Genomic DNA, 23,926 nt, shown 5'->3' on the forward strand with positions numbered 1-23,926 from the left:
CATCCGCGGGGGCCGGGGCCGTTCCCGCTTCCCGGGTGCGGCGGCTGCCGGGCGGCGGGGTTAGCCTCGCCGTATGAGCCGCCCGCCCACCTTCACCCCGCCGCCCTGCGCCCGCTCCCGCGTCCTTCGCACCGAGCGCGGCGACTTCGCCGTCCTGGAGGCCGTACCGCGTACCCCGGCGCGGGCCACCGCCCTGCTGCTGCCCGGGTACACCGGAAGCAAGGAGGACTTCGTCGCCCTGCTCGAACCGCTGTGCGCGGCGGGCTACCGGGTGCTCGCCGTGGACGGCCGGGGCCAGTACGCTTCGCGGGGGACGGGCCGCCAGGAGAGCTACGCCCAGGTCGAACTGGCCCGGGACGTGCTCGCCCAGGCGGCGGCCTCGGAGGCCGGCCCGGGGGAGCTGCACCTGCTCGGGCACTCGCTCGGCGGCCAGATCGCCCGCGCCGCCGTCCTGCTGGACGCCACCCCGTTCCGCTCGCTGACGCTCATGTCCTCGGGCCCCGCCGAGGTCGTCGCCGCCCAGCGGGACAAGGTGAAGATGCTGAGCGACGCGCTGGCCGTCCTGTCCATGGACGAGGTGTGGGAGGCGATGCGGGCGCTGGACCCCCCGCAGGACGCGGACACCGGCGACGGCGCGGACCTGCGCCGCCGCTGGCTCGCCCACGACCCGGCCCAGTTGATCGCCACCGGGGCCCAGCTGGCCTCCGAACCGGACCGGGTGGACGAGCTGGCCGCCGTGGGACTGCCCGTCCACGTGCTGTCCGGGGAGCGCGACGACGTCTGGCCGGTGGAGCTGTTCGACGCCATGGCGCGGCGACTCGGCGCCCGTCGGACCACGATCGCCGGGGCCGAGCACTCCCCCAACACCGCCCGCCCGCAGGAGACCGCGCGGGCCCTGGCGGCGTTCTGGGACGGCCTGGGGCCGTCCGCCTGACAGCCCCGGCCCGCGGGACGCCCTGATCCTGTACCCGGGCCCCGGAGGGTCAGTACTGCGCCTGCAGGTGCTGCCAGAAGCCGTCGCGGAGCGCCCGCCGCAGGTGGGCGTGGCCGCGCAACGAGCACTGGAGCAGGCGTTCCGCCTCGACCAGGAGGTCCTGGTCGATGGAGCCGGGCAGGTAGGGGTGGCCGGGCAGCAGGTCGGCCAGGGATTCCCGGCCCCGGGCCGCGAGCCAGGCCGCGGCGATCTGCGCGCCGACGAAGCGGACGTCCTCCCGGGAGGGGGCCGGGGTGTCGTCCTCGTACATGGTGACGGGCCGCCGGGTGACGTAGGGGCGGCAGAAGTCGAGGTCGAAGGTGCGCTGGCTGTCGACCTCCCACAGCAGTGGTTCGGCCTGGTTGCGCCCCTCGGCCGCCTCGATGCCCCAGAGGTGCACACGCGCCCCGTACCCCTGGGCCGCCTCGACCGCCGAGACCAGGTCCTCGTCGCCTCCGACGAGGGCCGCGTCGCTGATGGCGCGGTGGCGGGCGAGGGATTCGAGGTCGGTGCGGATGAGCGAGTCGACGCCTTTCTGCTGGTTGTTGGCGTTGAGGTTGCCGAGCCGCACCTTGACGTCGGGCAGTTCGGCGATGGCCTGCTGCTCGGTGGTGTGGATGCGGCGCCGGGCCCCGTCGTACCAGTAGACGCGCAGCAGCCGGCTGTCCGCGAAGATCGTGCGGGCCTTGTCGATGAAGGCGTCGATCAGCCCTTCGGCGTCGAGGTCGAAGGAGCGCCGGTCCTCGGTGCCGGTGACGAGCAGTCCGGCCGCGGCGTACACGTAACCGGCGTCCACGAAGATGGCGTGCGTCGAGGGGGTCTTGGCGACCTCGACGAGCATGCGCTGGAGCAGCTCGTTGGTGCGGTCCAGGCGGGCGCCCAGATCGGCTCCCGCCCCGAACCGCGGATCCGCCTCGTTCATGCGGGCCTCGTGGTCTGTGGTGGTGCGGATACCCGCGGGTACTTAGACATCCAAAAAATTTCCTTAGCGTAGGGAATGTTTGCAGGGGGCATCTCGTTATCACTGGTGTGGAACGCGGGGAAAGCCTCGCGTTCTCCCTCTTGCCGGTGGGACGTCCCACCGGCCCCAGCAGTTCTCCAGCAGGAGGATCAGACGAAGGGAAGCCCTATGCGCTTCGAGATCATGCGCCTCGACGACGTCGACGGTACCGCCGTGGACAGCTCCGTCGTGGACGCCGCCTCCGTCAACCGGATCGTGCAGCAGGCCGCGGCGACGGGCCAGCGCCTCTACATCCGGCCGGCCGACAGTTCGGCTTCGTGACGCACGACGGACCGATGGCGTCCGAGGAGGCCCCGGGTCTCGCCGCATCGCGCCGTTGAAGACGAAGCGCCCCCGCACGGAAGGTCCGTGCGGGGGCGCAGTGGTGTCCGGCGGAGGTGCGCACGTCCGGCCGGATCAGGAGTTCTGGATGACCTGGGTGACGCCGTTGATGATCTGCTGGACGGCGATGGCGGAGAGCATCATGCCGGCGAGCCGGGTGACCAGCACCACGCCGCCGTCCTTGATCACCCGGATGATGACGAGCGAGTAGCGCATGGCCAGCCAGAGCACCACGTGCATGGCGAGGATCGCGGACCACACCGAGAGCTGGCCGCCCAGGCCGTCGGCGTGCTGCACCGCGAGGATGACCGAGACGATGGCGCCGGGCCCGGCGAGCAACGGCATGCCCAGCGGTACGAGCGCCACGTTGACGTCCTTGGTCTGCGTCGGTTCGTCCGTCTTGCCGGTCAGCAGGTCGAGCGCGATGAGCAGCAGGAGAAGCCCTCCCGCGATCATCAGCGCGGGCACGGAGACGTGCAGGTAGTCGAGGATCTGCTGACCGAGCACCCCGAAGACGGCGATCACGCCGAAGGCGACCATGACCGCCTGGAGCGCCATCCTGCGCTGCACCTTGGCGGGGCGGCCCGCCGTGAGGGCGAGGAAGATCGGCGTGATCCCGGGCGGGTCCATGATCACAAATAGGGTGAGAAAAAGGGATCCGAAGACAGCGACGTCGAACACAGTGAGCCTTGCGAGAGAAGAGGGGTGGTACGGGGCCGCACGGGCCCGCGCAGGGGCCGTCGCGGTGCGTCGGGCACGCGACGGTGCGCACGGGTGCGCGGTGGGAGAGGGGGTGGTGCGGTAGGGGGGACTAGCGGCGGACGGCTCCACCGGCGCCCGGCACGGGGAAGGCTCCCGTGGCGCGCCGGGTGATCTCGCCGTAGATCTCGGGGTCGGTGGTGAACGCACCGAGCTCGATGGCCTTCCGGCTGCCGTGGTAGTCGCTGGAGCCGGTCGTCAGCAGGTCCAGTTCGCGGGCGAGGCCGCGCAGCCGGGCCCGGGTGGGCCCGTCGTGGTCCATGTGGTCGACCTCGACGCCGTCGAGACCGGCGGCGGCGAGCGCGGCGATGGTGGACTCGGGGACCACCGCGCCGCGTTTCGCGGCGGCCGGGTGGGCGAAGACGGTGACGCCGCCCGCGGCCTTCACCAGGCGGACGGCGTCGAAGGGGTCGAGCTCGTGCTTCTTCGCGGACGCCCGTCCCCCGTGGCCCAGCCACTCCGGCGTGAAGGCGTCGGAGACGGTGGGGACGACGCCGAGTTCGACGAGGGCGGCGGCGACGTGCGGACGGCCGACCGAGCCGTCCCCGGCGATGCGGGCGACCCGCTCCCAGGTGATGGGGACGTCGAGGGCGCGCAGCTTGCGGATCATCTCCCGGGCGCGCGGCACCCGGTCGTCGCGGACGCGTTCCCGGGCCTGCGCCAACTCGGCGTCGGCCGGGTCGAAGAGGTACGCCAGCAGGTGCATGCTCACGCCGTCCACCCGGCAGGACAGCTCGGCCCCGGTGACGAGGGTGAGCCCCTCGGGCAGCGCGTCGAGGGCCTCGCGGTGGCCGCCCACCGTGTCGTGGTCGGTGAGCGCGACGACGTCCAGCCCCGCGGCGGCGGCGTTCGCGACCAGCTGGGCGGGGGTGTCCGTGCCGTCCGAAGCGGTGGAGTGGGTGTGCAGGTCGATGCGCACGACGCGTGACTCCGGGGCTCGCGGGCGGACGGGGGACCGCTCAAGGATAACCGCCGCGCGCCGGGGCCCCGGCCGCGCTCGGGGCGGGAGGGCCGGGCGGACGCGCTCGGGACCGGGCGGACGGGCTCGGGGCGCGTCCGGGCCCGCGCGTCCGGCCGCGCCGCGCGCCCGCCGGCCCGCACACCGGACCGCGCGGGCCGGACCGTGCCCGTGCGCGCCGCGGCACGCGCCGTCCCGCCGCGTACGCCGCCCCCGCCGGGCAGGCCGCCCCTACCGCTCCCCCGTCGCCTGTCGCGGCGGCGTCTCGGGGGCGGTGAGCAGCCGGGGGGTGAGCGCGCCGCAGGGGACCAGGTCCACCTCTCCCCCGGCGTCCCGCAGGTCGGTCAGGACCAGTTCGTCGTACATCAGGAGCCCCGACTGCTCCGGCCACAGGATCGCCCAGAGCCACAGCCCGCGCGCCTCGCCGGCGAAGACGGCCCGGTCCTCCGGGGCGTTCCGGACGTGCCAGAGCGGGGTGGGGCGGCCGGCGGCGTGGACCTTGGCGTCGGGGGCGGAGTCGACGTTCAGGTGGGGGCCGGGGTCCAGGCCCTCGATCCCGGCGTACCGGGCGCCGAGTCCGACGCCCAGCTCCTCGGCGACGAGCAGCAGCTCGCCCATTCCGCCCAGCGGGCCGGGTCCGGAGCAGGCCACCGCGGTCGCACGGCCGCCGCTGCGGTCGTCGCCCGCGCTGGCGACGCCGGTGAACAGCCAGCCCACGGGGAGCGGCCAGGGCATCCAGACGGGAACGCGGGCGCGGTGCACCACGACGCCGAGCGCCTCGACGCTCGGCGGGATGACCGGTTGCAGCGGGTGGACCTGGCCGTGCGCGGAGCACTGCCAGGCGTCGGCGAAGAGACCGGGCGCCCTGACCCGGCCACCGCACTTCGGGCAACTGGGTTCGCCCCTCATAACCCCCAACCGTCCTCCCCGCCGGACGTCCCGTCAAGGACGATCACCCGTCCGCAGCGTGGCCCCGACCGGGAAAAATAGATGTAGCTTGCATTTATTAGATTGTCTAACTTATTCTGTGCATGACGCATCGATCCGGTGGGACCGGAGGAGAAGGAGAGAGTCCATGCGCGGAGAGGATCCGTTCGACGAAGGGGCGACGGGGGCCGGGCTCCTGCGCCAGCCGAAGGCCGTCTGGGCGACGGCGGGCGCGTCGGTGGTGGCCTTCATGGGGATCGGCCTGGTGGACCCGATCCTGCCGTCCATCGCCAAGGGACTGGAGGCGTCACCGAGCCAGGTGTCGCTGCTGTTCACCTCGTACTTCCTGATCACCGCCTTCGCGATGCTGGTCACCGGCTTCGTCTCCAGCCGCATCGGCGGCCGCAGGACCCTGCTGGCCGGTCTCGCGCTCGTGGTCGTCTTCGCCGCGCTCTCGGGGACCTCGTCCTCCGTCGGCGAGCTGGTCGGCTTCCGGGCCGGCTGGGGCCTGGGCAACGCCCTCTTCGTCTCCACCGCCCTGGCGGTGATCGTCGGAGCGGCGGCGGGCGGCAGCGCGGCGGCGATCCTGCTGTACGAGTCGGCGCTCGGCCTCGGCATGGCGTGCGGACCGCTGCTCGGCGCGCTGCTGGGCGACGCGAGCTGGCGCTACCCGTTCTTCGGGACGGCGGCGCTGATGGCGATCGGCCTCCTCTGCATCGCGGCCTTCCTCAAGGAGCAGCCGAAGCCCGCCCGCAAGACCTCCCTGCTCGACCCGGTGAAGGCGCTGGGACACGGCGGTCTGGCCTCGGTGGCGGCCTCGGCGTTCTTCTACAACTACGCCTTCTTCACGGTCCTGGCGTTCACGCCGTTCGTGCTGGACATGACCCCGTACAAGTCGGGGGCGGTCTTCTTCGGCTGGGGTCTGCTGCTCGCCGTCTTCTCCGTGCTGGTCGCCCCGCGCCTCCAGCGCCGCTTCGGCTCGCTCCGGGTGCTCGGGGCCTCCCTCGTGCTGCTCGCCGCCGACCTGCTGGTCCTCGGGTACGGCAGCCACACCACGGCGATCGTCGCCACGGTCGTCTCCGGCGCGTTCATCGGCATGAACAACACCGTCTACACCGAGCTGGCCCTCGGGGTCTCGGACGCGCCGCGCCCGGTGGCGAGCGCCGGGTACAACTTCGTCCGCTGGTTCGCCGCGGCGGCGGCTCCCTTCCTGGCCCCGAAGATCGAGGAGTGGACCGACGTGCACGTCCCGTTCGTGGTGGCCGCGCTCGCCGCCGTCGCCGGAGCGGTCGTCGTGGGCGTCCGGCGTACGGCGCTGACCCACGAGGCGGAGGAGCTGGAACCGGTCCACGCCCGGGAGGACGGCGTCGCGGTCTTCGCCGACTGACGGCCCGTGACGCCGGCCGGGCCCGGGCGCCGGACCGGACCCGGCGGGTCCGGCCCGGCGGTACGGCCGCCGCCCCCGGCCCCGGCCGGGCTCAGTCCAGCGGTACGGACGTGCGCAGCGGATCGCGCAGGTCCGTACCGTGCGTCAGCCACCGCTCCTGGAGCTCCTGCGCTCCGCGCACCCGCTTCCAGGCGGCCTCGTTGGGCGTCATCGGCAGCAGCGGCAGGAAGCGCACCGGGTCCATCGGCTCGTCCAGCTCCAGGTCCTCCACCAGACCGCCGGACTCCGCGACCAGGACGGAGGTGAACGGGGCCCGGGGCCACAGCGGTTCGCCCACGTCCAGCGAGGCGCCCGGCGCCACGATCACCCCCTCGACCTGCGGCGAGGCGGCCAGCACGGCGAGCGGGCGCAGCACTTGGTCGGTGTCGGCGAGCCCGCCCCGTACGGAGAGGACCAGCTCGGCGCGGGGGCCCTTCACCGGGTCGGCGAGGGGGGAGGTCGGGTCGGCCATCGGCGCACCCGACATGCCGAGCGTCGCGTACCGCACGATGTCGCCGTCGAGGAAGCGCAGCACCTGGATGCGGTCCGTGCCGAGGAACGTCACATCGGCGCGGGCTTCCGGCTCCCCGAGGGCGGAGACGAGCCGGGCCTCGACCAGCGCGAGAATTTCTGCCATGCCGCGAGCATAGATCGCGTAGCGAATGGGCAAAGTACGGGATTGGGCCTTGGACGGCTGATAGCCTGGCCGCCGGTCGGGACAGCACGCAGAAGCGTCGCTCTTCTTCGTCCCGACGACACGTCGTCCCCCACGGGGGACCGGCCGGAGGAGGTGGGGACTGCCATGGATCCAAGTCGACCGTGCAGTACCGACCGCTCCTCCGCCCCTCGCCTTTCCCGCTGATCCGACGCCTCGTCGGCCGCCCGGGCCGACACCGCCGTCGCCGCCGGACAACCCACGACAGCGGTTCGCGTGACGGAAGAGCCCTTCGTTTCTGCCTGCCTGCAACGAATTTTGCCTGTCTGTAGCGAACGCCGTCATCGCGCCCGCGCGGTGCCGCCCGCTTTGCGGACGTGAGCGCACGTCCCCATTCCGGGCTGTTCCACGCCCTCGCCGACGGCCCTCCGTGAAGGAGCCAGCCATGTCGATGATCCGTGACCTGCGCGCCGCCGTGCGCCCGTCCCTGCGCCCGTCCTTCCGCAAGAGCGGCGGCGCCCCGTACAACGCGTACGACGCCACCCGCGACCCCTCCGCCTCCAGCGCCGTCGTCGACTGCGCCGTCTACCGCGACGGCAGCCGGCTGGCGGCGCCCGCCGCTCCGACGCCGCACGAGGCCATGCTCCAGGTGCGGGAGGAGGGCGGCTTCGCGTGGATCGGCCTGCACGAGCCGACCGAGGCCGAATTCGCGGGCATCGCCCGGGAGTTCGGGCTGCACCCGCTGGCCGTCGAGGACGCCGTCCACGCCCATCAGCGGCCCAAGCTGGAGCGGTACGACGACACGCTGTTCACCGTCTTCAAGACGATCCACTACGTGGAGCACGCCGAACTGACCGCGACCAGCGAGGTCGTGGAGACCGGCGAGGTGATGTGCTTCACCGGCCGGGACTTCGTCATCACCGTCCGGCACGGCGGCAAGGGCTCCCTGCGCGCCCTGCGCCACCGCCTCCAGGACGACCCCGAGCTGCTGGCCAAGGGCCCCTCCGCCGTGCTGCACTCCATCGCCGACCATGTCGTGGACGGGTACATCGCGGTGGCCGAGGCGGTGCAGGACGACATCGACGAGGTGGAGATCGACGTCTTCTCCACCCCGGTCAAGGGCGGCCGGCGCGGTTCGGACGCGGGCCGCATCTACCAGCTCAAGCGCGAGGTGCTGGAGTTCAAGCGGGCCGTCTCCCCCCTACTGCGCCCCATGCAGTTGCTGAGCGAGCGCCCGATGCGGCTGATCGACCCCGACATCCAGAAGTACTTCCGCGACGTCGCCGACCACCTCGCCCGGGTCCAGGAGGAGGTGCTCGGCTTCGACGAACTGCTGAACTCGATCCTCCAGGCCAATCTGGCGCAGGCCACCGTCACGCAGAACGAGGACATGCGCAAGATCACCTCCTGGGCGGCGATCATCGCCGTGCCGACGATGATCTGCGGCGTCTACGGCATGAACTTCGACTACATGCCGGAGCTGGAGTGGAAGTACGGCTATCCGCTGGTGCTCGGCGTCATCGGGGCGGTCTGCTTCTCCATCCACCGCATCCTCAAGCGCAACGGCTGGCTCTGAGCGGCGGGGGCCGGTCTAAGCTCGCGCCCATGACTGACGCTGCCGCCGACCTGTTGGAGAGGGCCCTCGCCGAGGAGGCCACGAAGAAGTCCGGTCTGGTCTGGGTGCGGGCCTCCGGACCCGCCCGGGCCGTCTGGCACGTCTGGCACGAGGGCGCGGCCCTCCTGGTCGGCGGCCCCGGCGAGCAGCCGCTGCCGGAGGGCCTGGCCGACGGGGGCCGCGCCGAGGTGACCGTGCGCAGCAAGGACAAGGGCGGCCGGATCGTCGCCTGGAGCGCGGCCGTGCGTTTCCTGGCGCCGCGCTCCGAGGAGTGGGAGGCGGCGGTCGCCGAGCTGAAGGGCAAGCGGCTGAACGCGCCGGACGCCGAGGCGATGCCCGAGCGGTGGGCCCGCACGTGCACGGTGGCGCGGCTGACGCCCGAGGCGGTGGGTACCGCGCTCCCGGACACCTCCCTGGCCGCCGCACCGCTGCCGACCCCGGCCACCACCCGGGAGCCCGTGCCGCCGGCGCTCCCCCGGCTGCTGCTGAAGCGCCGCCGCAAGGGCTGACGGCGCGTCCGCAGCCCGGCGGCGGGCGCCGCCTCCCCGGCGGACGTGCCCTCAGCCCGCGGACTTGGGGAGCTGGCCGCCGTAGTCGACCGTGTCGCTCTCCTCGGGGGCCTCCAGGGGGAACGCCTCCCCCCAGTCGGCCAGCGAGACCGTGCCCCCACCGCCGCCGCGGGCCACCCGCACCGGGTACGGCCGGTCCTCCAGCGAGACGTCGAAGGCCCCGCCCTCGCCCTTGCCGCCCAGGAGCTGGATGGTGCGGTGCCCGGCGACCGTACCCCGGTCGCCCTTGTTGACCTTGCCGTGCAGCGCGAGGAGCCCGTCGAGCAGGACCTTCTTGTCGGTGAAGCCGCGCAGCCGCTGGTAGCTGGGGTCGTCCTCGGGGACCTTCACGTACTTGCCGCCCAGCTTGTCGGCGGCCGCCACGTCGGCCGGGCCGCCCTCGTCGCCGCCGTCCTCGTGGGACCAGAACTCGGCGGGCGCCTTGAGGAACAGTTCGTCGTCGATCCGCAGCAGCGCGAAGCTCTGCTTCTTCGAACTCACCGAGCCCATGCCGCCCTGCGCGTTGAGCTTCATGTCCAGCCGGTAGGCGCCGCCCTTGCTGACCAGGGTGCCCGACAGCCGTACGGCGCTCGCCGCGTCCGCCGCCGCTCTGGCCTTCTCGTCGATCTCGGCGGCGGAGAGTTTCGCGACGCCGTTGGTCCCCTTGTCCGGGTCCTCCTCCGTGCCGCAGGCGGCCAGGGCCGCGGTGAGCCCTCCGCACAGCACCAGGGCGAGGGCGGTCCGGCGATGGTTCCGCACGGCCGGGGCAAAAGAGGTCACGGGCGCACTGCCTCTCCACTGCGATCGGGGGTAGCAGACGGCAGCGTACCCGGGGAGCGCGCACCGTCCGGCAGCCAGCCGTACGGACGGGTCCGCCGGGGCGCGGTGCGGTGGTACGGGCTAGCCTGATCACGGTGTACCGGCGAAACACGCTGGTCGGCGCGGTCCGGGTCACACCGGTCGGTGCGGGCCGGGCGGGGAAGCACACCGACACGGACGGACGAGGGAGGCGGCGGATGGCTGCGGTCACGCACAGGGTCTTCGTCTCCCACCTGTCCGGGGTACCCGTGTTCGACCCGAACGGGGACCAGGTCGGCCGGGTCCGCGACCTGGTGGCGATGCTGCGGGTCGGCGGACGCCCGCCGCGCATCCTGGGCCTGGTGGTCGAGGTGATCAGCCGCCGGCGGATCTTCCTGCCGATGACCCGGGTGACGGGCGTCGAGTCCGGCCAGGTCATCACCACCGGGGTCGTCAACATGCGGCGCTTCGAACAGCGGCCCACCGAGCGGCTCGTCCTCGGCGAGTTCCTGGACCGCCGGGTGCGGCTGGTGGACGGCCCCGGCCAGGAGGGCGAGGAGGTCACCGTCCTGGACGTGGCCATCCAGCAGCTGCCCGCCCGCCGCGACTGGGAGATCGACAAGTACTTCGTCCGCAAGGGGCGCGGCGGTGCGCTGCGCCGCAAGGGCGAGACCCTGACGGTGGAGTGGTCGGCGGTCAGCGGCTTCTCCCTGGACGAGCACGGCCAGGGCGCGGAGAGCCTGGTCGCCACGTTCGAGCGGCTGCGCCCCACGGATGTGGCCAACGCCCTGCACCACCTCTCGCCCAAACGGCGGGCGGAGGTCGCGGCGGCCCTGGACGACGACCGGCTCGCCGACGTCCTGGAGGAGCTGCCCGAGGACGACCAGGTGGAGATCATCGGCAAGCTCGCCGAGGAGCGGGCCGCCGACGTCCTGGAGGCGATGGACCCCGACGACGCGGCCGACCTGCTCTCCGAGCTGCCCGAGGAGGACAAGGAGCGGCTGCTGGCGCTGATGCGGCCCGACGACGCGGCGGACGTGCGGCGGCTGCTGTCCTACGAGGAGCGGACGGCGGGCGGTCTGATGACGACCGAGCCGATCGTGCTGCGGCCGGACGCCACGGTGGCCGACGCGCTGGCCCGGGTGCGCCAGCAGGACCTGTCGCCGGCGCTGGCCGCCCAGGTGTACGTGTGCCGCTCCCCCGACGAGACCCCCACCGGCAAGTACCTGGGCACGGTGCACTTCCAACGGCTGCTGCGCGATCCGCCGTTCACCCTGGTCAGCTCGATCGTCGACAGCGATCTGGTGCCGCTGTCGCCGGACACCCCGCTGCCGACCGTCACCAGCTATCTGGCGGCGTACAACATGGTCTCGGCGCCCGTCGTGGACGAGAGCGGTTCGCTGCTGGGCGCGGTGACCGTGGACGACGTCCTGGACCACCTGCTGCCGGACGACTGGCGCGAGACGGATCTGCACGGCGAGGAGGGGATCGGGCATGGCGGGCGATGAGCGGACGAAGACGGCCCCCGCCGGTTCCTCGGGTCTGGTGCGGCCCCCGCGCACCCGGCTGGACCAGCCGAGGGCCCCGCGGCGCAGGCTGCTGCCGGAGTACGACCCGGAGGCGTTCGGCCGGTTCTCGGAGCGGATCGCCCGCTTCCTGGGGACGGGGCGTTTCATCGTCTGGATGACGCTGATCATCATCGTCTGGGTGCTGTGGAACATCTTCGCGCCCAAGGACCTGCGCTTCGACCAGTACCCGTTCATCTTCCTGACGCTGATGCTCTCGCTCCAGGCGTCCTACGCGGCGCCGCTCATCCTCCTCGCGCAGAACCGGCAGGACGACCGCGACCGGGTCACCCACGAGCAGGACCGCAAGCAGAACGAGCGCTCCATCGCCGACACCGAGTACCTGACGCGGGAGATCGCGGCGCTGCGCATGGGCCTGGGCGAGGTCGCCACCCGCGACTGGATCCGCTCGGAACTCCAGGACATGGTGAAGGACATGGAGGAGCGCCGGTGGGTGTTCCCGGCCGAGAGTGACGAAGGCGACCGCTGAAGGGCTACCCGCGCGTAGGCCCCCGCGCCGTAACATCGTCGGTATGGCTACGGAAGACGCGGTGCTTGAGGCACTGGCGACAGTGAACGACCCGGAGATCCACCGCCCGATCACCGAGCTGGGCATGGTGAAATCGGTCGAGATCGATCCTGACGGTGTAGTCGCTGTCACGGTGTATCTCACGGTCTCCGGCTGTCCGATGCGCGAGACGATCACCCGGAACGTGACCGAGGCGGTCGCCCGGGTGGAGGGCGTGTCGCGGGTCGAGGTGACCCTCGACGTCATGAGCGACGAACAGCGCAAGGACCTGGCGAGCTCGCTGCGCGGTTCCACCGCCGAGCGGGAGGTGCCCTTCGCCCAGCCCGGTTCGCTGACCCGGGTGTACGCGGTCGCCTCCGGCAAGGGCGGCGTCGGCAAGTCCTCGGTGACGGTGAACCTCGCCGCGGCGATGGCGGCGGACGGGCTGAAGGTCGGCGTCGTGGACGCGGACATCTACGGGCACAGCGTGCCCCGGATGCTCGGCGCGGACGGCAAGCCCACCCAGGTCGAGAACATGATCATGCCGCCGTCCTCGCACGGCGTGAAGGTCATCTCCATCGGCATGTTCACCCCGGGCAACGCGCCCGTGGTGTGGCGCGGCCCGATGCTGCACCGGGCGCTCCAGCAGTTCCTCGCCGATGTGTACTGGGGCGACCTGGACGTCCTGCTGCTCGACCTGCCGCCGGGCACCGGCGACATCGCGATCTCGGTGGCGCAGCTCGTGCCGAACGCGGAGATCCTGGTCGTCACCACCCCGCAGCAGGCGGCGGCCGAGGTGGCCGAGCGGGCCGGTTCGATCGCCGTGCAGACCCATCAGAAGATCGTCGGCGTGGTGGAGAACATGTCGGGCATGCCGTGCCCGCACTGCGACGAGATGGTCGACGTGTTCGGTTCGGGCGGCGGCGCGCGGGTCGCCGAGGGGCTGACGCGCACGGTCGGCGCCGAGGTGCCGGTGCTCGGCTCGATCCCGATCGACGTACGGCTGCGGGAGGGCGGCGACGAGGGCAAGCCGGTCGTCCTGTCCGACCCGGACTCCCCGGCCGGGAGCGCGCTGCGCGAGATCGCGCGGAAGCTGGGCGGCCGTCAGCGCGGCCTGTCGGGCATGTCGCTGGGGATCACCCCGCGCAACAAGTTCTGAGCCCGGCGAGGCCGCCCGACGGCGTTCGGACGGCGCACGGCACACGACGGGGCGGGCCGGTGGTCACCGGCCCGCCCCGTCGTGTGCCCGCCGCCGTGCGCGTACGCCGCCGTTACGCGTAGGTCTCGATGTCCTTGATGGCCGCGAAGCCGAGACCGTACGCGCTCATCCCCCGCCCGTACGCCCCGATGTGGACGCCCTCGTGGGCGGAGCCGGCGAGGACCCACCCGAACTCGGACTCCCGGTAGTGGAACTCCACCGGAACCCCGTCCACCGGCAGCGAGAGCGTCGTCCAGGGCGCGCCGGCGAGGTCGTCGGCGAGGGTGAACGCCGTCTCGGTCTGCTGGTCCAGCCAGTCGTCGCGCAGGGTGTGGTCCATCTGGGCCGGCCAGGTGTACGCCAGCAGGCCGGAGCCCGCGAGCCAGGCGGCCGAGGACACCGTGGTGGCGTCCAGCACTCCCGTACCGTCGCCGCTGCGCCGCACCGGGCTGGCGGCCACGGTGACGACCGCCGCGAACCGCTCCTTGTCGGCCGAGGCCCCGTCCGTCTTCACCGACGGCTCGTCGCCGTGGCCCGTCGCACCGTGCTGCACCGTGCCGTCCGCGGCGGTGCCGACCTGCATCAGCCAGCGCGGACCGGTGAACGCCTCGTCCAGCCCGTACCAGGGAAAGGTCGCCTTCAGATAGCCCTCGACGGACCGCCGGGCGGCCGGGGCCTCCCGCTCCGCCTCCCCACCCGTGGCCGTGCCCGGGACACCGTCCGTATCAATCCGACTCGTCGTCTCCATCTGCGCGGCCGCCTCCTCGATCAGTCATGATCCGGAGCGGCCCGCCCCCCGCGGGCTCGGGCGTCCTCGCAACCGGACAGATGGAGAATAGCCATACCGTCCCGACGAGCCGGGATTGACCGGGGTCAGGTGGCGTCTGCGTCGAACGGCGGACGCTCCGGCCGGTCCTGCTGCGGGGTCTTCTTCAGCAGGTCAGGGGAGGTGTCGCCGGTCTTGGCGAGCCGCGTGGAGGAAGTGCCGTCCGCCGCACTGTTGGCGGTATCGGAGGCGGCCGGGGTGCGGCCGTTGACCGCGTCGGTGACCTCTGCCAGGTCCTTGCGCAGATCGAAGCTCTCGCGGATCTCCTTCAGCCCCAGGTCGTCGTTGCCGTCCATGAGCTGCTTGCGGACGAACGTCTTGGGGTTGAGGTCCTCGAACTCGAAGTCCTTGAACTGCGGGCCCAGCTCGGAGCGGATGTCTTCCTTGGCGCTGTCCGAGAACTCGCGGACCTTGCGGATGGTGCGGGTGACGTCCTGGATCAGCTTGGGCAGCTTGTCGGGGCCGAAGACCAGCACGGCCAGCACTCCGAGCGTCAGCAGCTCCAGTGCGCCGATGTCATTGAACACCTTGTTGCTCCTCGTGTTCTCCGCGTGGTCCCCGTGCGATCCCGGCCGGGCTCCCCGCCGCCCGGACCGCTCAAAGGTACCTGTCGAAGGTGTCCGGGCGGTACCTCGCGGTGGACGGCGGGGGCCGATCCGGTCCGGCCTCCCGGGCGCCCCTGGGTCGTGTTCCGGCCCTAGCCTCCGCTCGCGGAGCCGAGTCTCAGGGTCACGGTCCGTTCCGCGCCCCCGCGGGTCAGCTTGAGGTCGAGTTCGTCGCCGGGGCGGTGGGCCCGGATCTTCACGATCAGCTCCTCGCCGTTGTGCACCCGCTGGCCCTCGACGTGGGTGATGACGTCGCCGGACCTGATGCCCGCCTCGGCCGCCGGGCCGTCCTTGGCGACGGCGGGCCCGCCGGAGGCGTCCTTGGCGCCGACCTTGGCCCCGTCGCCGGTGTACTTCATGTCCAGCGTGACGCCGATGACCGGGTGCGTGGCCTTGCCGGTGCTGATCAGCTCCTCGGCGACGCGCTTGCCCTGGTTGATCGGGATGGCGAAGCCGAGGCCGATGGAGCCGGACTGGCCGCCGGACTCGGGTCCGCGTCCGCTGTCGGCCGCGCGGATGGCGCTGTTGATGCCGATGACGTGGGCCCGGCTGTCGACCAGGGGGCCGCCGGAGTTGCCCGGGTTGATCGGGGCGTCGGTCTGGAGGGCGTCGACGTAGCTGATGTCGCTGCCGTCGCCCTTCTCGCCGCCCGCGGTGATCGGCCGCTGCTTGGCGCTGATGATGCCCGACGTCACCGTGTTGGACAGGTCGAAGGGCGCGCCGATGGCCACCACCGGGTCGCCGACCCGGACGTTGTCGGAGTTGCCCAGGGGCAGGGGCTTAAGTCCGGAGACGCCGCGCACCTTGACCACGGCGAGGTCGTATCCGCTGTCCTTGCCGACGAGTTCGGCGGAGGCCGTCTCACCGGTGCTGAACGTCACGGTGATGTCCCCGCCGCTCCCGGCCGGGGCGACGACGTGGTTGTTGGTGAGGATGTGCCCCTGGCCGTCGAGGACGAAGCCGGTGCCCGTACCGGACTCGGCGGCGCCGCTGACGTGCAGGGTGACCACGCTGGGCAGGGCGCTGGCGGCGATGCCCGCGACGCTCTCGGGGGCCCGGTCTCCGTTGTCGCGGCCCGCCTGGGGCAGCTCGACGGTGGTCAGGCCGCCGTTGCGCTCGACGTAGGCGCCGACGCCGCCGCCGAGCGCTCCGGCGACCAGGGCCAGCAGGAGCGCCCCCGCGAACGCTCCGCCCCGCCGCTTCTTCCGCGGCCCGGGCTCCCCGCCCTCGGGGCCGGGCCGGGTCAGCGGCTGCCCCGGAGCACCCCAGGGGTCGTACTGGAGCCACTGCGTCTGCTGGGGCGGGACCGGTGCGTGCCCCGGGGCCGGGCGGGGCCCCTGCTGCTCGGGGGCTCCGTGCGCCGGCTGCGGGACGTGGTTCGTCTGCGGGACCTGGCCCGCGTGGGGCGGGTGGGGCGCCGGGCTCGCGGGGGTGGCCGTGTGGGGCGTCTGCGGGGCGTGCGCCCCGGGCTGTGGGGGCGGGAGCGGGAAGCCGTCGACGGAGGCGGGGGCGGCGGGCGGGGTCGCGCCGCCGTTCGCCGCCCCGTACTGCGGGCCGGGCCCCTCGGTTCCCGGCGGTACGACGGTGCCGTGCGCGGGGGTCGGCCGCTGCACGGGCGGGGCCGGCGCCCACGGACCGGGGTCGCCGTAGGGCGGGGTGCTGTACTCGTCGGGCTCGTGCAGGGGCTGCCCCGCCGCCCGGGGACGCGGAACGTCGGGGCCGGACGCCGGAGCCGGGGCGGGCCGGGTCTCCGCCGCCGGGCCCTGGTCCACCGCCGCCGAGGCCTGGTCCACCCTCGCCGAGGGCGGGGCCTCCGGCGCGGGGGCCGGGGCGGCCGGCACGGCCGCCGGGGCCGGGTCGGCGGCCCCTTCCGGGCGGTCGGCGCGCCGCGCCGTGGGGCGGCTCCACCACTTCGCCTGCGGCCCGGTGGGCTTCCCGTCGTCCATGCTCTCCCCGCAACTGGCCTCTGGACGCCCCCCGGAGGCGTCCCTCACGGAATTCAACCAGGTTTGCGAATCTCCGCGCAGGGTCCGGTCAGGGCCGGGGGGAAAGCGGGCTCGCCAGATCGTTGGCGGGCACGCCGGGGAGCGGGGCCGAGGGGGCCGCCTTCGGCTTCGCCCCGCTGCCGAGCGCCGTCAGCAGCGGGGCGCCGGAGCCGGCCGGGCGCACCAGCGGCGGCACGGGCACGTTCAGCACGGGGAGCACGAAGGGGTGCCCTCCCGTCGCCGGGCCGGCGAACAACCGCGGCATCGGCTGCGCCTGCCGGTTCACCGGCGGGGTCAGGACCGGAACCTTCGGGCTCGCCCCGGTGAGCGCCGGAGGCACGCTGTTCATGCCGGTCGGCGCCGTGCCGGAGGACCGCCCCGTCGCGAGGGCGCCACCGCCGGCCGCGGCGAGCGCACCGCCGCCCCGGCGGCTGACCGCCTGGGCGCCGTTCTCCGCACGGGTCTCCGCGTCGAGCGGAGAAACGTTGTTCCCGGCGCCCTCGGCGCGCAGGGAGGGCTCCGGACCGGAGTCGAGCGGCAGGCTGCCGCCCAGCGCGATGGCCGCGAGGGAGACGGCGCCGGCCGCGGCGAACGCGAAGCGCCGCCCGCGCCAGGACGAGCGGTCCGTGTCGCGGGCCGCCTCGTGTATGCGGAAGACCGACCCGGAAGCGGGCCCCCCGGGCAGCACGGCGGTGGAGCCGTGCGCGGCGGGAACGTACCCGAAGCCGCTCAGCGGAGAGGGCGCCGCGTCCGCGCGGGTGGTGCCGCCGGGCGGCCGCAGCGCGGGGAAGAACTCGTCGGCGAAGGGGCCTCGGCCGCCGAACGGCGCGTCGGAACCGGTCCCGTCACCGCCGGGGCCGCCGGGAAGGCCCTGGAGGCGGGCCAGGAACCCTTCGGAGGGCGACGGTGCGGCGGACATGGCGAAGGCGCTCTTCAGGCGGCGCTGGGCGTCGGCCTCGGCCTTGCACCGGGCGCAGGTCGCCAGGTGGGCCAGGACCCGCTCGCGGGCGTCGTGCTTCAGCTCGCCGTCGACCAGTGCGGCGAGCCGGTCCCCCAGGTGCGCCTCGGCAGGGGTGGGACCGGTCGGACCTGTGCCGCTCACGCCAGTCCGCCCTCCCCCGCAAGGATCGCGTCGGCCAGGGAGCGCTGCTCCGCGCGGGCCTCGGGCGAACGGTGCTTGAGCGCCTTGCGCAGATGCGAGCGGCCCCGGTGGATACGGCTGCGGACGGTGCCGAGCTTAACCCCGAGGGTCGCCGCGATCTCCTCGTAGCTGAGGCCCTCGATGTCGCAGAGGACGACGGCGGCGCGGAACTCGGGCGCGAGGGTGTCCAGCGCCTGCTGCACGTCGGCGTCGAAGTGGGTGTCGTTGAACACCTGCTGCGGGGAGGGCTCGCGGCTGGGCAGCCGTTCGGCCGCGTCGTCACCGAGGGAGTCGAAGCGGATGCGCTGCTTGCGCCGGACCATGTCCAGGAAGAGATTGGTCGTGATGCGGTGCAGCCAGCCCTCGAAGGTGCCGGGCGTGTACGTCGACAGGGAGCGGAACACCCGGACGAAGACCTCCTGGGTCAAGTCCTCGGCGTCGTGCTGGTTTCCCGTCAGCCGGTAGGCAAGGCGGTACACGCGACCGCTGTGCGTGCTGACGATCTCTTCCCATGAGGGCGGGGTCCACGCCTGAGAATCCGCATCAGAGGCGAAGGTCGCGGTCGGTGCGGAGTCTTCGGAAGAACGGTCAGCAATGTCGGTCACGGATTTCGGCTCACCGGCCGACCCGAGAAGGCGCCGCAGCATCCCTCCCCGGCCCACAGGCGCAGCCGCACCTCCCCTATCGGCTCTGGTGGTGTCCAGTGGAGCCCCTACCATAGCCACCTCGCCCGTTAGCTCCGGATAAGCCTTTTCCCTGATGGGGCCGGGCGTCGCCCGGGTCTTCGGCTCAGCTCGGCGGCCCGCTCCGCGGGCCCGGTCGCTGCGCTTTCCCCACTCCTTGCACAACGCCCGGTCCCATCTGCGGGTTCCCGGGTCCAGCGGATACAGTCACCGTTGCGCCAACTACGGGGACAGGAGAGGGTCATTACCGCCAACCGGCAGACGAGCTGGGCGTTCGCCGACGCCTTTGTCGCCGAGGACGAAGCACTGCACGTGGCCCGGGAGCGGGCTCACGAGCTGGGGCTTCGCCCGGTGTCACCGGGCACCGGCGCCGCGCTGCGCCTGCTGGCGTCCGCCGCGGACGCCAAAGCGGTGGCGGAGATCGGCACTGGCACGGGCGTGTCCGGCATGTATCTCCTGCACGGCATGCGGCCGGACGGGGTGCTGACCACCGTGGACCCCGAGCCCGAGCGGCAGCAGTTCGCCCGGGAGGCGTTCCGCGAGGCGGGTTTCGCCACCAACCGGGCCCGCTTCATCCCCGGCCGCGCCCTGGACGTCCTGCCCCGGCTCGCGGACGGCGGTTACGACCTCGTCTTCTGCGACGGCGACCGGCTGGAGAGCCTCGACGTGCTCGCTGAATCGTTGCGCCTGCTGCGCCCCGGCGGCCTGGTCTGCTTCGAGGGCGTCTTCGCGGACGGCCGCACCGTCGACTCCGCGGCCCAGCCGGCCGAGGTGCTGCGGGTGCGGGAACTGCTGCGCGCCGTGCGGGAGAGCCAGGAGCTGATGTCGACCCTGCTGCCGGTCGGCGACGGCCTGCTCTGCGCGGTCCGGCGCGGCTGACCCCGGCCCCGTCGGCCCGTTCCGGCGCGGCGCGTCCCGCGCCCGTGGCCGCCCGCCCCGGCCGGTCCCGGCGGGCCGGGAGAAGCGCGTACGCCCGGGGGACCCGGGAACACACCGTGAGCCGCACCGGGCTCCCGGACGCACCGCTGCCCCGGTACGGAGTTCCGTACCGGGGCAGCGGTGAAGGTGATGAGCGTTCCGCGTCAGCCGACGACCTTCTTCAGCGCGTCGCCGAGGGCATCGGCCTCGTCCGGAGTCAGCTCGACAACAAGCCGACCGCCGCCTTCGAGCGGAACGCGCATGACGATGCCCCGCCCCTCCTTGGTCACCTCGAGCGGGCCGTCGCCCGTCCGCGGCTTCATGGCCGCCATGCTCGTTCCCCTTCCTGAAACCAGCTCAATCGCAACCGGCGGCCCCATGACAGGCGCTGCCTCACCGGCATCGAACAGATTGCTTCTTCGCCATTATCCCGCATCAACGACCCGGATGACCAACATCGGTCCGCATCGCTTGCGCAACGCGCGCGCGCAAAACCGCCCAATTCGGCGATCCGGCTGCGATACTGCGCCGCTCCGGGCCCCCGGGTGAGGGCCAATCGTTAGACGCAGGTCACATATCTGCCCCGCTCCGGATCGGCCATGCTTGCCTCCTGGGGCAACGATGCCCGACCAGCGAGGGGATACCGGAATGACCGACGAGCCGGGGAACACCGTCCTGTACGACGTGAGCGAGGGGCTCGCGACGATCACGCTCAACCGACCCGACGCGATGAACGCGCTGAACACCGCGGCGAAGGTCGCGCTGCGGGACGCACTGCTCACGGCGTCGGCGGACGCGGGCGTCCGGGCCGTTCTGCTCACGGCCACCGGCCGCGCCTTCTGCGTCGGCCAGGATCTCAAGGAGCACGTCGCCACCCTCGCGGCCACCCGCGAGGCGGGCGGGGGGAACGCGCTGAGCACGGTCCGGGAGCACTACAACCCGATCGTGCGGGCGATCACCGAGATGGCGAAGCCGGTCGTGGCCGGGGTGAACGGCGTCGCGGCCGGCGCCGGATTCGGTTTCGCGCTGGCGGCCGACTACCGGGTCGTCGCCGACACCGCCTCCTTCAACACCTCGTTCGCGGGCGTCGCCCTCACCGCCGACTCGGGCGTGTCCTGGACCCTGCCCCGGCTGATCGGACAGACCCGCGCCGCGGATCTGCTCTTCTTCCCCCGCTCGGTCTCCGCCCAGGACGCGCTGGAGCTGGGCATCGTCAACCGGGTCGTCCCGGCCGCGGAGCTGGCCGGGCAGGCGGCGGCGGTGGCCCGCGCCCTGGCCGCCGGCCCCACGGTGGCGTACGCGGCGCTGAAGGAGTCGATGGCGTACGGCGCCGGGCACACGCTCGCCGAGGCGCTGGAGAAGGAGGACGAACTCCAGACCCGGGCGGGCGCGTCGCAGGACCACGCCATCGCGGTGGAGGCGTTCCTGGCCAAGGAGAAGCCGGTCTACCTCGGGAGGTAGCCGCCCGCCCCGGGGGTTCCGCCGGCCCGGCGGAACCGGACGGGCCAGCCCCGCGCCCTGCCGCCGCCTCGCGCCACGCAGTCCGCGAGGTGGTCGTCGACCAGTCCGCACGCCTGCATCAGCGCGTAGGCGGTGGTGGGGCCGACGAAGCGGATCGAGCGCTTCTTCAGCTCCTTGGCGAGGGCGGTGGACTCGGGCGTGACCGCCGGGACGTCGGCGAGGGTGCGCGGGGCGGGCCGGGTTGCGGAGTCGGGGGCGTAGGACCAGATCAGCTCGTCCAGCTCTCCGGCCGCCCATCCGGCGAGCACCTCGGCGTTGGCGAGGGTCGCGTCGACCTTGGCCTTGTTGCGGATGATGCCCGGGTCGGCCAGGAGCCGTTCCCGGTCGGCGTCGGTGAACGCCGCGACGGCCTGGATCCGGAATCCCTCGAAGGCGGTACGGAAGGTCTCCCGGCGGCGCAGGATCGTGAGCCAGGAGAGCCCGGACTGGAACGCCTCCAGAGAGAGGCGTTCGAACAGGGCGTCGTCGCCGTGGACCGCCCGGCCCCACTCGGTGTCGTGGTAGGCGAGGTAGTCGTCGGTGGCCAGGCCCCACGGGCAGCGCGGCTCCCCGTCCGGGGCGGGCAGGGCTCCGCCGCTCATCGGCCGTCCTCCTCGGCGCCGTCCCGGCCGTCCGTCCGCTCGACGGGCCCGACAGGCCGGTCCTCCGGCTCGGCGGGGCGGTCCTCCGGTTCGGCGGGCCGGTCGAAGGGTTCGGCAGTACGGTCGTGGGGTTCGGCAGTGCGGTCGCCCGGCCCTTCGAAGAGGTCGGCGCCCGTGGTCACCGCCGCCGCCCGGTCCCCGGCCAGGGCGGATTCCAGCTCGGCGATCCGGGCGTCGCGCTCGGCCAGTTCCGCACCCAGCCGGGCCAGCGCCTCGTCGACGTCGGCCATCCGGTAGCCGCGGAGGGCCATCGGCAGGCGCAGGGCGTCGATGTCCGCCCGGCCGACCGGGCGGGCGGCGGGCAGCGGATCGGTGAACCGCTCGGGCGGTACGTCCTGGAGCACCGCGCTCCCGCCGCCGCCGACCACCGCGAGGGTGACCGCGGTGACGACCACGACCATCGTGAGCAGCAAGAACCAGAACACGCGCATCTCCCCGGGGGCGGCAAACCTCGTCCGGGTCCGATCGTGCCATGCGGCGCCGACGGGTCGGGGCCGGCCACGAAAGGCCGTAGGGTCGCAGCCGGACTATCTGAGGAGGAGAGACGGGATGCCGAGCGGTGCACTCAGGCTGGGGCGGCGGGAATTCGGTCCGCACGAGCCGGTGGTCATGGCGATCGTGAACCGGACCCCGGACTCCTTCTACGACCAGGGCGCCACCTTCCGCGACGAGCCGGCGCTGGCGCGGGTCGAGCGGGCGGTGGCCGAAGGCGCCGCGATCATCGACATCGGCGGGGTGAAGGCCGGCCCCGGCGAAGAGGTGACCGCCGAGGAGGAGGCGCGGCGCACGGTCGGCTTCGTCGCCGAGGTCCGCCGCCGCCACCCGGACGTGGTGATCAGCGTGGACACCTGGCGGCACGAGGTGGGCGAGGCGGTCTGCGAGGCCGGGGCGGACGTGCTGAACGACGCGTGGGGCGGGGTCGATCCGAAGCTGGCGGAGGTCGCCGCGCGGTACGGGGCGGGTCTGGTGTGCACGCACGCGGGCGGCGCGGAGCCGCGGACCCGGCCGCACCGGATCGCGTACGAGGACGTGATGGCGGACATCCTGCGGGTCACGCTGGGGCTGGCGGAGCGGGCGGTGGAGTTGGGGGTGCGGCCGGACGGGATCATGATCGACCCGGGCCACGACTTCGGGAAGAACACCCGGCACTCGCTGGAGGCGACGCGGCGGCTGGAGGAGATGGCGGAGACCGGGTGGCCGGTGCTGGTGTCGCTGTCCAACAAGGACTTCGTCGGGGAGACGCTGGACCGGCCCGTGAAGGAACGGGTCATCGGCACGCTGGCGACGACGGCGGTCTCGGCGTGGCTGGGGGCGCGGGTCTACCGGGTGCACGAGGTCGCGGAGACGCGGCAGGTGCTGGACATGGTGGCGTCGATCGCCGGGCACCGGGCCCCGGCGGTGGCGCGCCGGGGGCTGGCGTAGGGCGCCCGCGCCCGGCGGGGGCCGGGGCGACGGCCCCGGTCCCCGCTCCTCGGGGCGCGGGAGGACGGGGGCTCAGCGCCCGACCTCCTTGGTCACCAGTCTCACCGCTTCCTCCACGTCGTCCGTCACGTGGAACAGCAGCAGGTCCTTCTCCGACGCCTTGCCCTGGGCGACCACCGTCTCGCGGAGCCAGTCGACCAGACCGCCCCAGTAGGCCGTGCCGAACAGGACGATCGGGAAGCGGGTGACCTTGCCGGTCTGGACGAGGGTGAGCGCCTCGAAGAGTTCGTCGAGGGTGCCGAGGCCGCCGGGCAGGACCACGAAGCCCTGGGCGTACTTCACGAACATCGTCTTGCGGACGAAGAAGTAGCGGAAGTTGACGCCGATGTCGACGTGCGGGTTGAGGCCCGACTCGAAGGGCAGCTCGATGCCGAGGCCGACCGAGACGCCCTTGGCCTCCCGGGCGCCCTTGTTGGCGGCCTCCATCGCGCCCGGCCCGCCGCCGGTGATCACCGCGAAGCCCGCCTCGACCAGGGCCGTGCCGATCGCCACCCCGGCCTCGTACTCGGGCGATCCGGCCGGGGTGCGAGCGGAGCCGAAGACGCTGATCGCGCTCGGCAGTTCGGCGAGCGCGCCGAAGCCCTCGACGAACTCCGACTGGATGCGCATCACCCGCCAGGGGTCGGTGTGCACCCACTCGGAGTCGTCCTCGGAGTCCAGCAGCCGCTGGTCGGTCGTGCCGGGCTGGACCTGCTCCCTGCGGCGCAGGACCGGGCCGAGCCACTGCTCCTCGGGGCTGACCGCGCCCTCGGGGACCTCCGCGCCGTCGGGAATCCGTGCGTCCTCGGCGTTGCCCATGTTCCGCTCCCTCCACCGACCTGCGTCGTGCTGGGTCGTACGTGTCGTGCTGCG

At 73.2% G+C, this 23,926-nt stretch carries 25 protein-coding genes and 1 pseudogene; 11 read left to right on the plus strand and 15 right to left on the minus strand.

Going from position 1 to position 23,926, the window contains the following annotated elements; all coding sequences use genetic code 11:
* Positions 1 to 73: 73 nt before the first annotated feature.
* Entirely contained in the window at positions 74 to 934 is an 861-nt protein-coding gene (locus AMK24_RS01525) for an alpha/beta fold hydrolase (RefSeq protein WP_073764143.1), read from the plus strand.
* 49 nt (positions 935 to 983) lie between these two features.
* Here AMK24_RS01525 and AMK24_RS01530 read toward each other — a convergent pair whose 3' ends face one another.
* On the minus strand, positions 984 to 1,895 hold the full coding sequence (locus AMK24_RS01530) for an NYN domain-containing protein (protein ID WP_073764145.1): 912 nt from the start codon (positions 1,893 to 1,895) through the stop codon (positions 984 to 986).
* Between the two features lie 207 nt (positions 1,896 to 2,102).
* Here AMK24_RS01530 and AMK24_RS34130 point away from each other — a divergent pair, with 207 nt between their 5' ends.
* On the plus strand, positions 2,103 to 2,255 hold the full coding sequence (locus AMK24_RS34130) for a hypothetical protein (protein WP_199876345.1): 153 nt from the start codon (positions 2,103 to 2,105) through the stop codon (positions 2,253 to 2,255).
* A gap of 135 nt (positions 2,256 to 2,390) precedes the next feature.
* On the opposite strand, the gene AMK24_RS01535 is transcribed toward AMK24_RS34130, so the two are convergent.
* The 3 genes from AMK24_RS01535 to AMK24_RS01545 form a co-directional block, all read right to left on the minus strand.
* Positions 2,391 to 2,996, minus strand: coding sequence for a MarC family protein (locus AMK24_RS01535; RefSeq protein ID WP_073764147.1), 606 nt, complete (start codon positions 2,994 to 2,996; stop codon positions 2,391 to 2,393).
* A gap of 130 nt (positions 2,997 to 3,126) precedes the next feature.
* A complete protein-coding gene (locus tag AMK24_RS01540; RefSeq protein ID WP_073764149.1) occupies positions 3,127 to 3,993 on the minus strand; it encodes a PHP domain-containing protein in 867 nt (288 codons plus the stop codon).
* Positions 3,994 to 4,263: 270 nt separating this feature from the next.
* A complete protein-coding gene (locus AMK24_RS01545; protein WP_073764151.1) occupies positions 4,264 to 4,941 on the minus strand; it encodes a DUF6758 family protein in 678 nt (225 codons plus the stop codon).
* Between the two features lie 166 nt (positions 4,942 to 5,107).
* On the opposite strand from AMK24_RS01545, the gene AMK24_RS01550 reads away from it, so the two are divergent.
* Positions 5,108 to 6,346 carry an MFS transporter gene (locus tag AMK24_RS01550; RefSeq protein WP_073764153.1) on the plus strand — a complete coding sequence of 413 codons (1,239 nt, stop codon included), beginning with the start codon at positions 5,108 to 5,110 and terminating at the stop codon, positions 6,344 to 6,346.
* A 91-nt stretch (positions 6,347 to 6,437) separates the two neighbouring features.
* On the opposite strand, the gene AMK24_RS01555 is transcribed toward AMK24_RS01550, so the two are convergent.
* Positions 6,438 to 7,022, minus strand: coding sequence for a suppressor of fused domain protein (locus tag AMK24_RS01555; protein ID WP_073764155.1), 585 nt, complete (start codon positions 7,020 to 7,022; stop codon positions 6,438 to 6,440).
* Positions 7,023 to 7,485: 463 nt separating this feature from the next.
* On the opposite strand from AMK24_RS01555, the gene AMK24_RS01560 reads away from it, so the two are divergent.
* The gene (locus AMK24_RS01560; RefSeq protein ID WP_073764157.1) at positions 7,486 to 8,616 is read left to right on the plus strand and encodes a magnesium and cobalt transport protein CorA; all 1,131 of its coding nucleotides are present in this window, start codon (positions 7,486 to 7,488) and stop codon (positions 8,614 to 8,616) included.
* 29 nt (positions 8,617 to 8,645) lie between these two features.
* Complete coding sequence (locus AMK24_RS01565; protein WP_073764159.1) at positions 8,646 to 9,164, plus strand: hypothetical protein; 519 nt, start codon at positions 8,646 to 8,648, stop codon at positions 9,162 to 9,164.
* Between the two features lie 51 nt (positions 9,165 to 9,215).
* On the opposite strand, the gene AMK24_RS01570 is transcribed toward AMK24_RS01565, so the two are convergent.
* Positions 9,216 to 9,983, minus strand: a complete 768-nt coding sequence (locus AMK24_RS01570; RefSeq protein WP_073764161.1) for a hypothetical protein — start codon at positions 9,981 to 9,983, stop codon at positions 9,216 to 9,218.
* A gap of 236 nt (positions 9,984 to 10,219) precedes the next feature.
* Here AMK24_RS01570 and AMK24_RS01575 point away from each other — a divergent pair, with 236 nt between their 5' ends.
* Genes AMK24_RS01575 through AMK24_RS01585 form a run of 3 tightly spaced genes read left to right on the plus strand, consistent with a single transcriptional unit; the run spans position 10,220 to position 13,233 of the window.
* Positions 10,220 to 11,509: a magnesium transporter MgtE N-terminal domain-containing protein gene (locus tag AMK24_RS01575; protein ID WP_073764163.1), complete on the plus strand. Its 1,290-nt coding sequence runs from the start codon at positions 10,220 to 10,222 to the stop codon at positions 11,507 to 11,509.
* Positions 11,496 to 12,056: a DUF1003 domain-containing protein gene (locus tag AMK24_RS01580; RefSeq protein WP_073764165.1), complete on the plus strand. Its 561-nt coding sequence runs from the start codon at positions 11,496 to 11,498 to the stop codon at positions 12,054 to 12,056. Before AMK24_RS01575 ends, AMK24_RS01580 begins: the two co-directional genes overlap by 14 nt.
* Before the next feature lie 43 nt (positions 12,057 to 12,099).
* On the plus strand, positions 12,100 to 13,233 hold the full coding sequence (locus AMK24_RS01585; RefSeq protein WP_073764167.1) for an Mrp/NBP35 family ATP-binding protein: 1,134 nt from the start codon (positions 12,100 to 12,102) through the stop codon (positions 13,231 to 13,233).
* 112 nt (positions 13,234 to 13,345) lie between these two features.
* Here AMK24_RS01585 and AMK24_RS01590 read toward each other — a convergent pair whose 3' ends face one another.
* From AMK24_RS01590 to sigE, 5 genes are all read right to left on the minus strand, one after another.
* On the minus strand, positions 13,346 to 14,020 hold the full coding sequence (locus tag AMK24_RS01590; protein ID WP_079190392.1) for a hypothetical protein: 675 nt from the start codon (positions 14,018 to 14,020) through the stop codon (positions 13,346 to 13,348).
* Positions 14,021 to 14,145: 125 nt separating this feature from the next.
* The gene (locus tag AMK24_RS01595) at positions 14,146 to 14,625 is read right to left on the minus strand and encodes a sec-independent translocase (RefSeq protein WP_073764169.1); all 480 of its coding nucleotides are present in this window, start codon (positions 14,623 to 14,625) and stop codon (positions 14,146 to 14,148) included.
* A 170-nt stretch (positions 14,626 to 14,795) separates the two neighbouring features.
* Positions 14,796 to 16,649, minus strand: coding sequence for a S1C family serine protease (locus AMK24_RS01600; RefSeq protein WP_073764171.1), 1,854 nt, complete (start codon positions 16,647 to 16,649; stop codon positions 14,796 to 14,798).
* Positions 16,650 to 16,737: 88 nt separating this feature from the next.
* On the minus strand, positions 16,738 to 17,790 hold the full coding sequence (locus tag AMK24_RS01605; RefSeq protein WP_073764173.1) for an anti-sigma factor family protein: 1,053 nt from the start codon (positions 17,788 to 17,790) through the stop codon (positions 16,738 to 16,740).
* Positions 17,787 to 18,548: an RNA polymerase sigma factor SigE gene (gene sigE / locus AMK24_RS01610; protein ID WP_432755882.1), complete on the minus strand. Its 762-nt coding sequence runs from the start codon at positions 18,546 to 18,548 to the stop codon at positions 17,787 to 17,789. The genes AMK24_RS01605 and sigE overlap by 4 nt, the downstream gene beginning before the upstream one ends.
* Positions 18,549 to 18,725: 177 nt before the next feature.
* Here sigE and AMK24_RS01615 point away from each other — a divergent pair, with 177 nt between their 5' ends.
* Positions 18,726 to 19,391, plus strand: coding sequence for an O-methyltransferase (locus tag AMK24_RS01615; protein ID WP_073764177.1), 666 nt, complete (start codon positions 18,726 to 18,728; stop codon positions 19,389 to 19,391).
* A gap of 203 nt (positions 19,392 to 19,594) precedes the next feature.
* On the opposite strand, the gene AMK24_RS01620 is transcribed toward AMK24_RS01615, so the two are convergent.
* Positions 19,595 to 19,762: a DUF3117 domain-containing protein gene (locus AMK24_RS01620; RefSeq protein WP_003966491.1), complete on the minus strand. Its 168-nt coding sequence runs from the start codon at positions 19,760 to 19,762 to the stop codon at positions 19,595 to 19,597.
* A 316-nt stretch (positions 19,763 to 20,078) separates the two neighbouring features.
* On the opposite strand from AMK24_RS01620, the gene AMK24_RS01625 reads away from it, so the two are divergent.
* Entirely contained in the window at positions 20,079 to 20,891 is an 813-nt protein-coding gene (locus tag AMK24_RS01625; RefSeq protein ID WP_073764182.1) for an enoyl-CoA hydratase/isomerase family protein, read from the plus strand.
* A gap of 56 nt (positions 20,892 to 20,947) precedes the next feature.
* Here the strand turns inward: AMK24_RS01625 and AMK24_RS01630 are convergent.
* Positions 20,948 to 21,532, minus strand: a pseudogene (locus AMK24_RS01630) (DNA-3-methyladenine glycosylase I); the annotation flags it as partial.
* Positions 21,529 to 22,017: a DivIVA domain-containing protein gene (locus AMK24_RS01635; RefSeq protein WP_079190433.1), complete on the minus strand. Its 489-nt coding sequence runs from the start codon at positions 22,015 to 22,017 to the stop codon at positions 21,529 to 21,531. The pseudogene AMK24_RS01630 and the gene AMK24_RS01635, both read right to left, overlap by 4 nt.
* 124 nt (positions 22,018 to 22,141) lie before the next feature.
* Here AMK24_RS01635 and folP point away from each other — a divergent pair, with 124 nt between their 5' ends.
* The gene (gene folP / locus AMK24_RS01640; protein WP_073764186.1) at positions 22,142 to 23,014 is read left to right on the plus strand and encodes a dihydropteroate synthase; all 873 of its coding nucleotides are present in this window, start codon (positions 22,142 to 22,144) and stop codon (positions 23,012 to 23,014) included.
* Positions 23,015 to 23,086: 72 nt separating this feature from the next.
* On the opposite strand, the gene AMK24_RS01645 is transcribed toward folP, so the two are convergent.
* Positions 23,087 to 23,872 carry a TIGR00730 family Rossman fold protein gene (locus AMK24_RS01645; RefSeq protein WP_073764188.1) on the minus strand — a complete coding sequence of 262 codons (786 nt, stop codon included), beginning with the start codon at positions 23,870 to 23,872 and terminating at the stop codon, positions 23,087 to 23,089.
* Positions 23,873 to 23,926: the final 54 nt, after the last annotated feature.

This window comes from Streptomyces sp. CB02366 (assembly GCF_001905905.1).
In the GTDB taxonomy this organism is placed as follows: Bacteria; Actinomycetota; Actinomycetes; order Streptomycetales; family Streptomycetaceae; genus Streptomyces.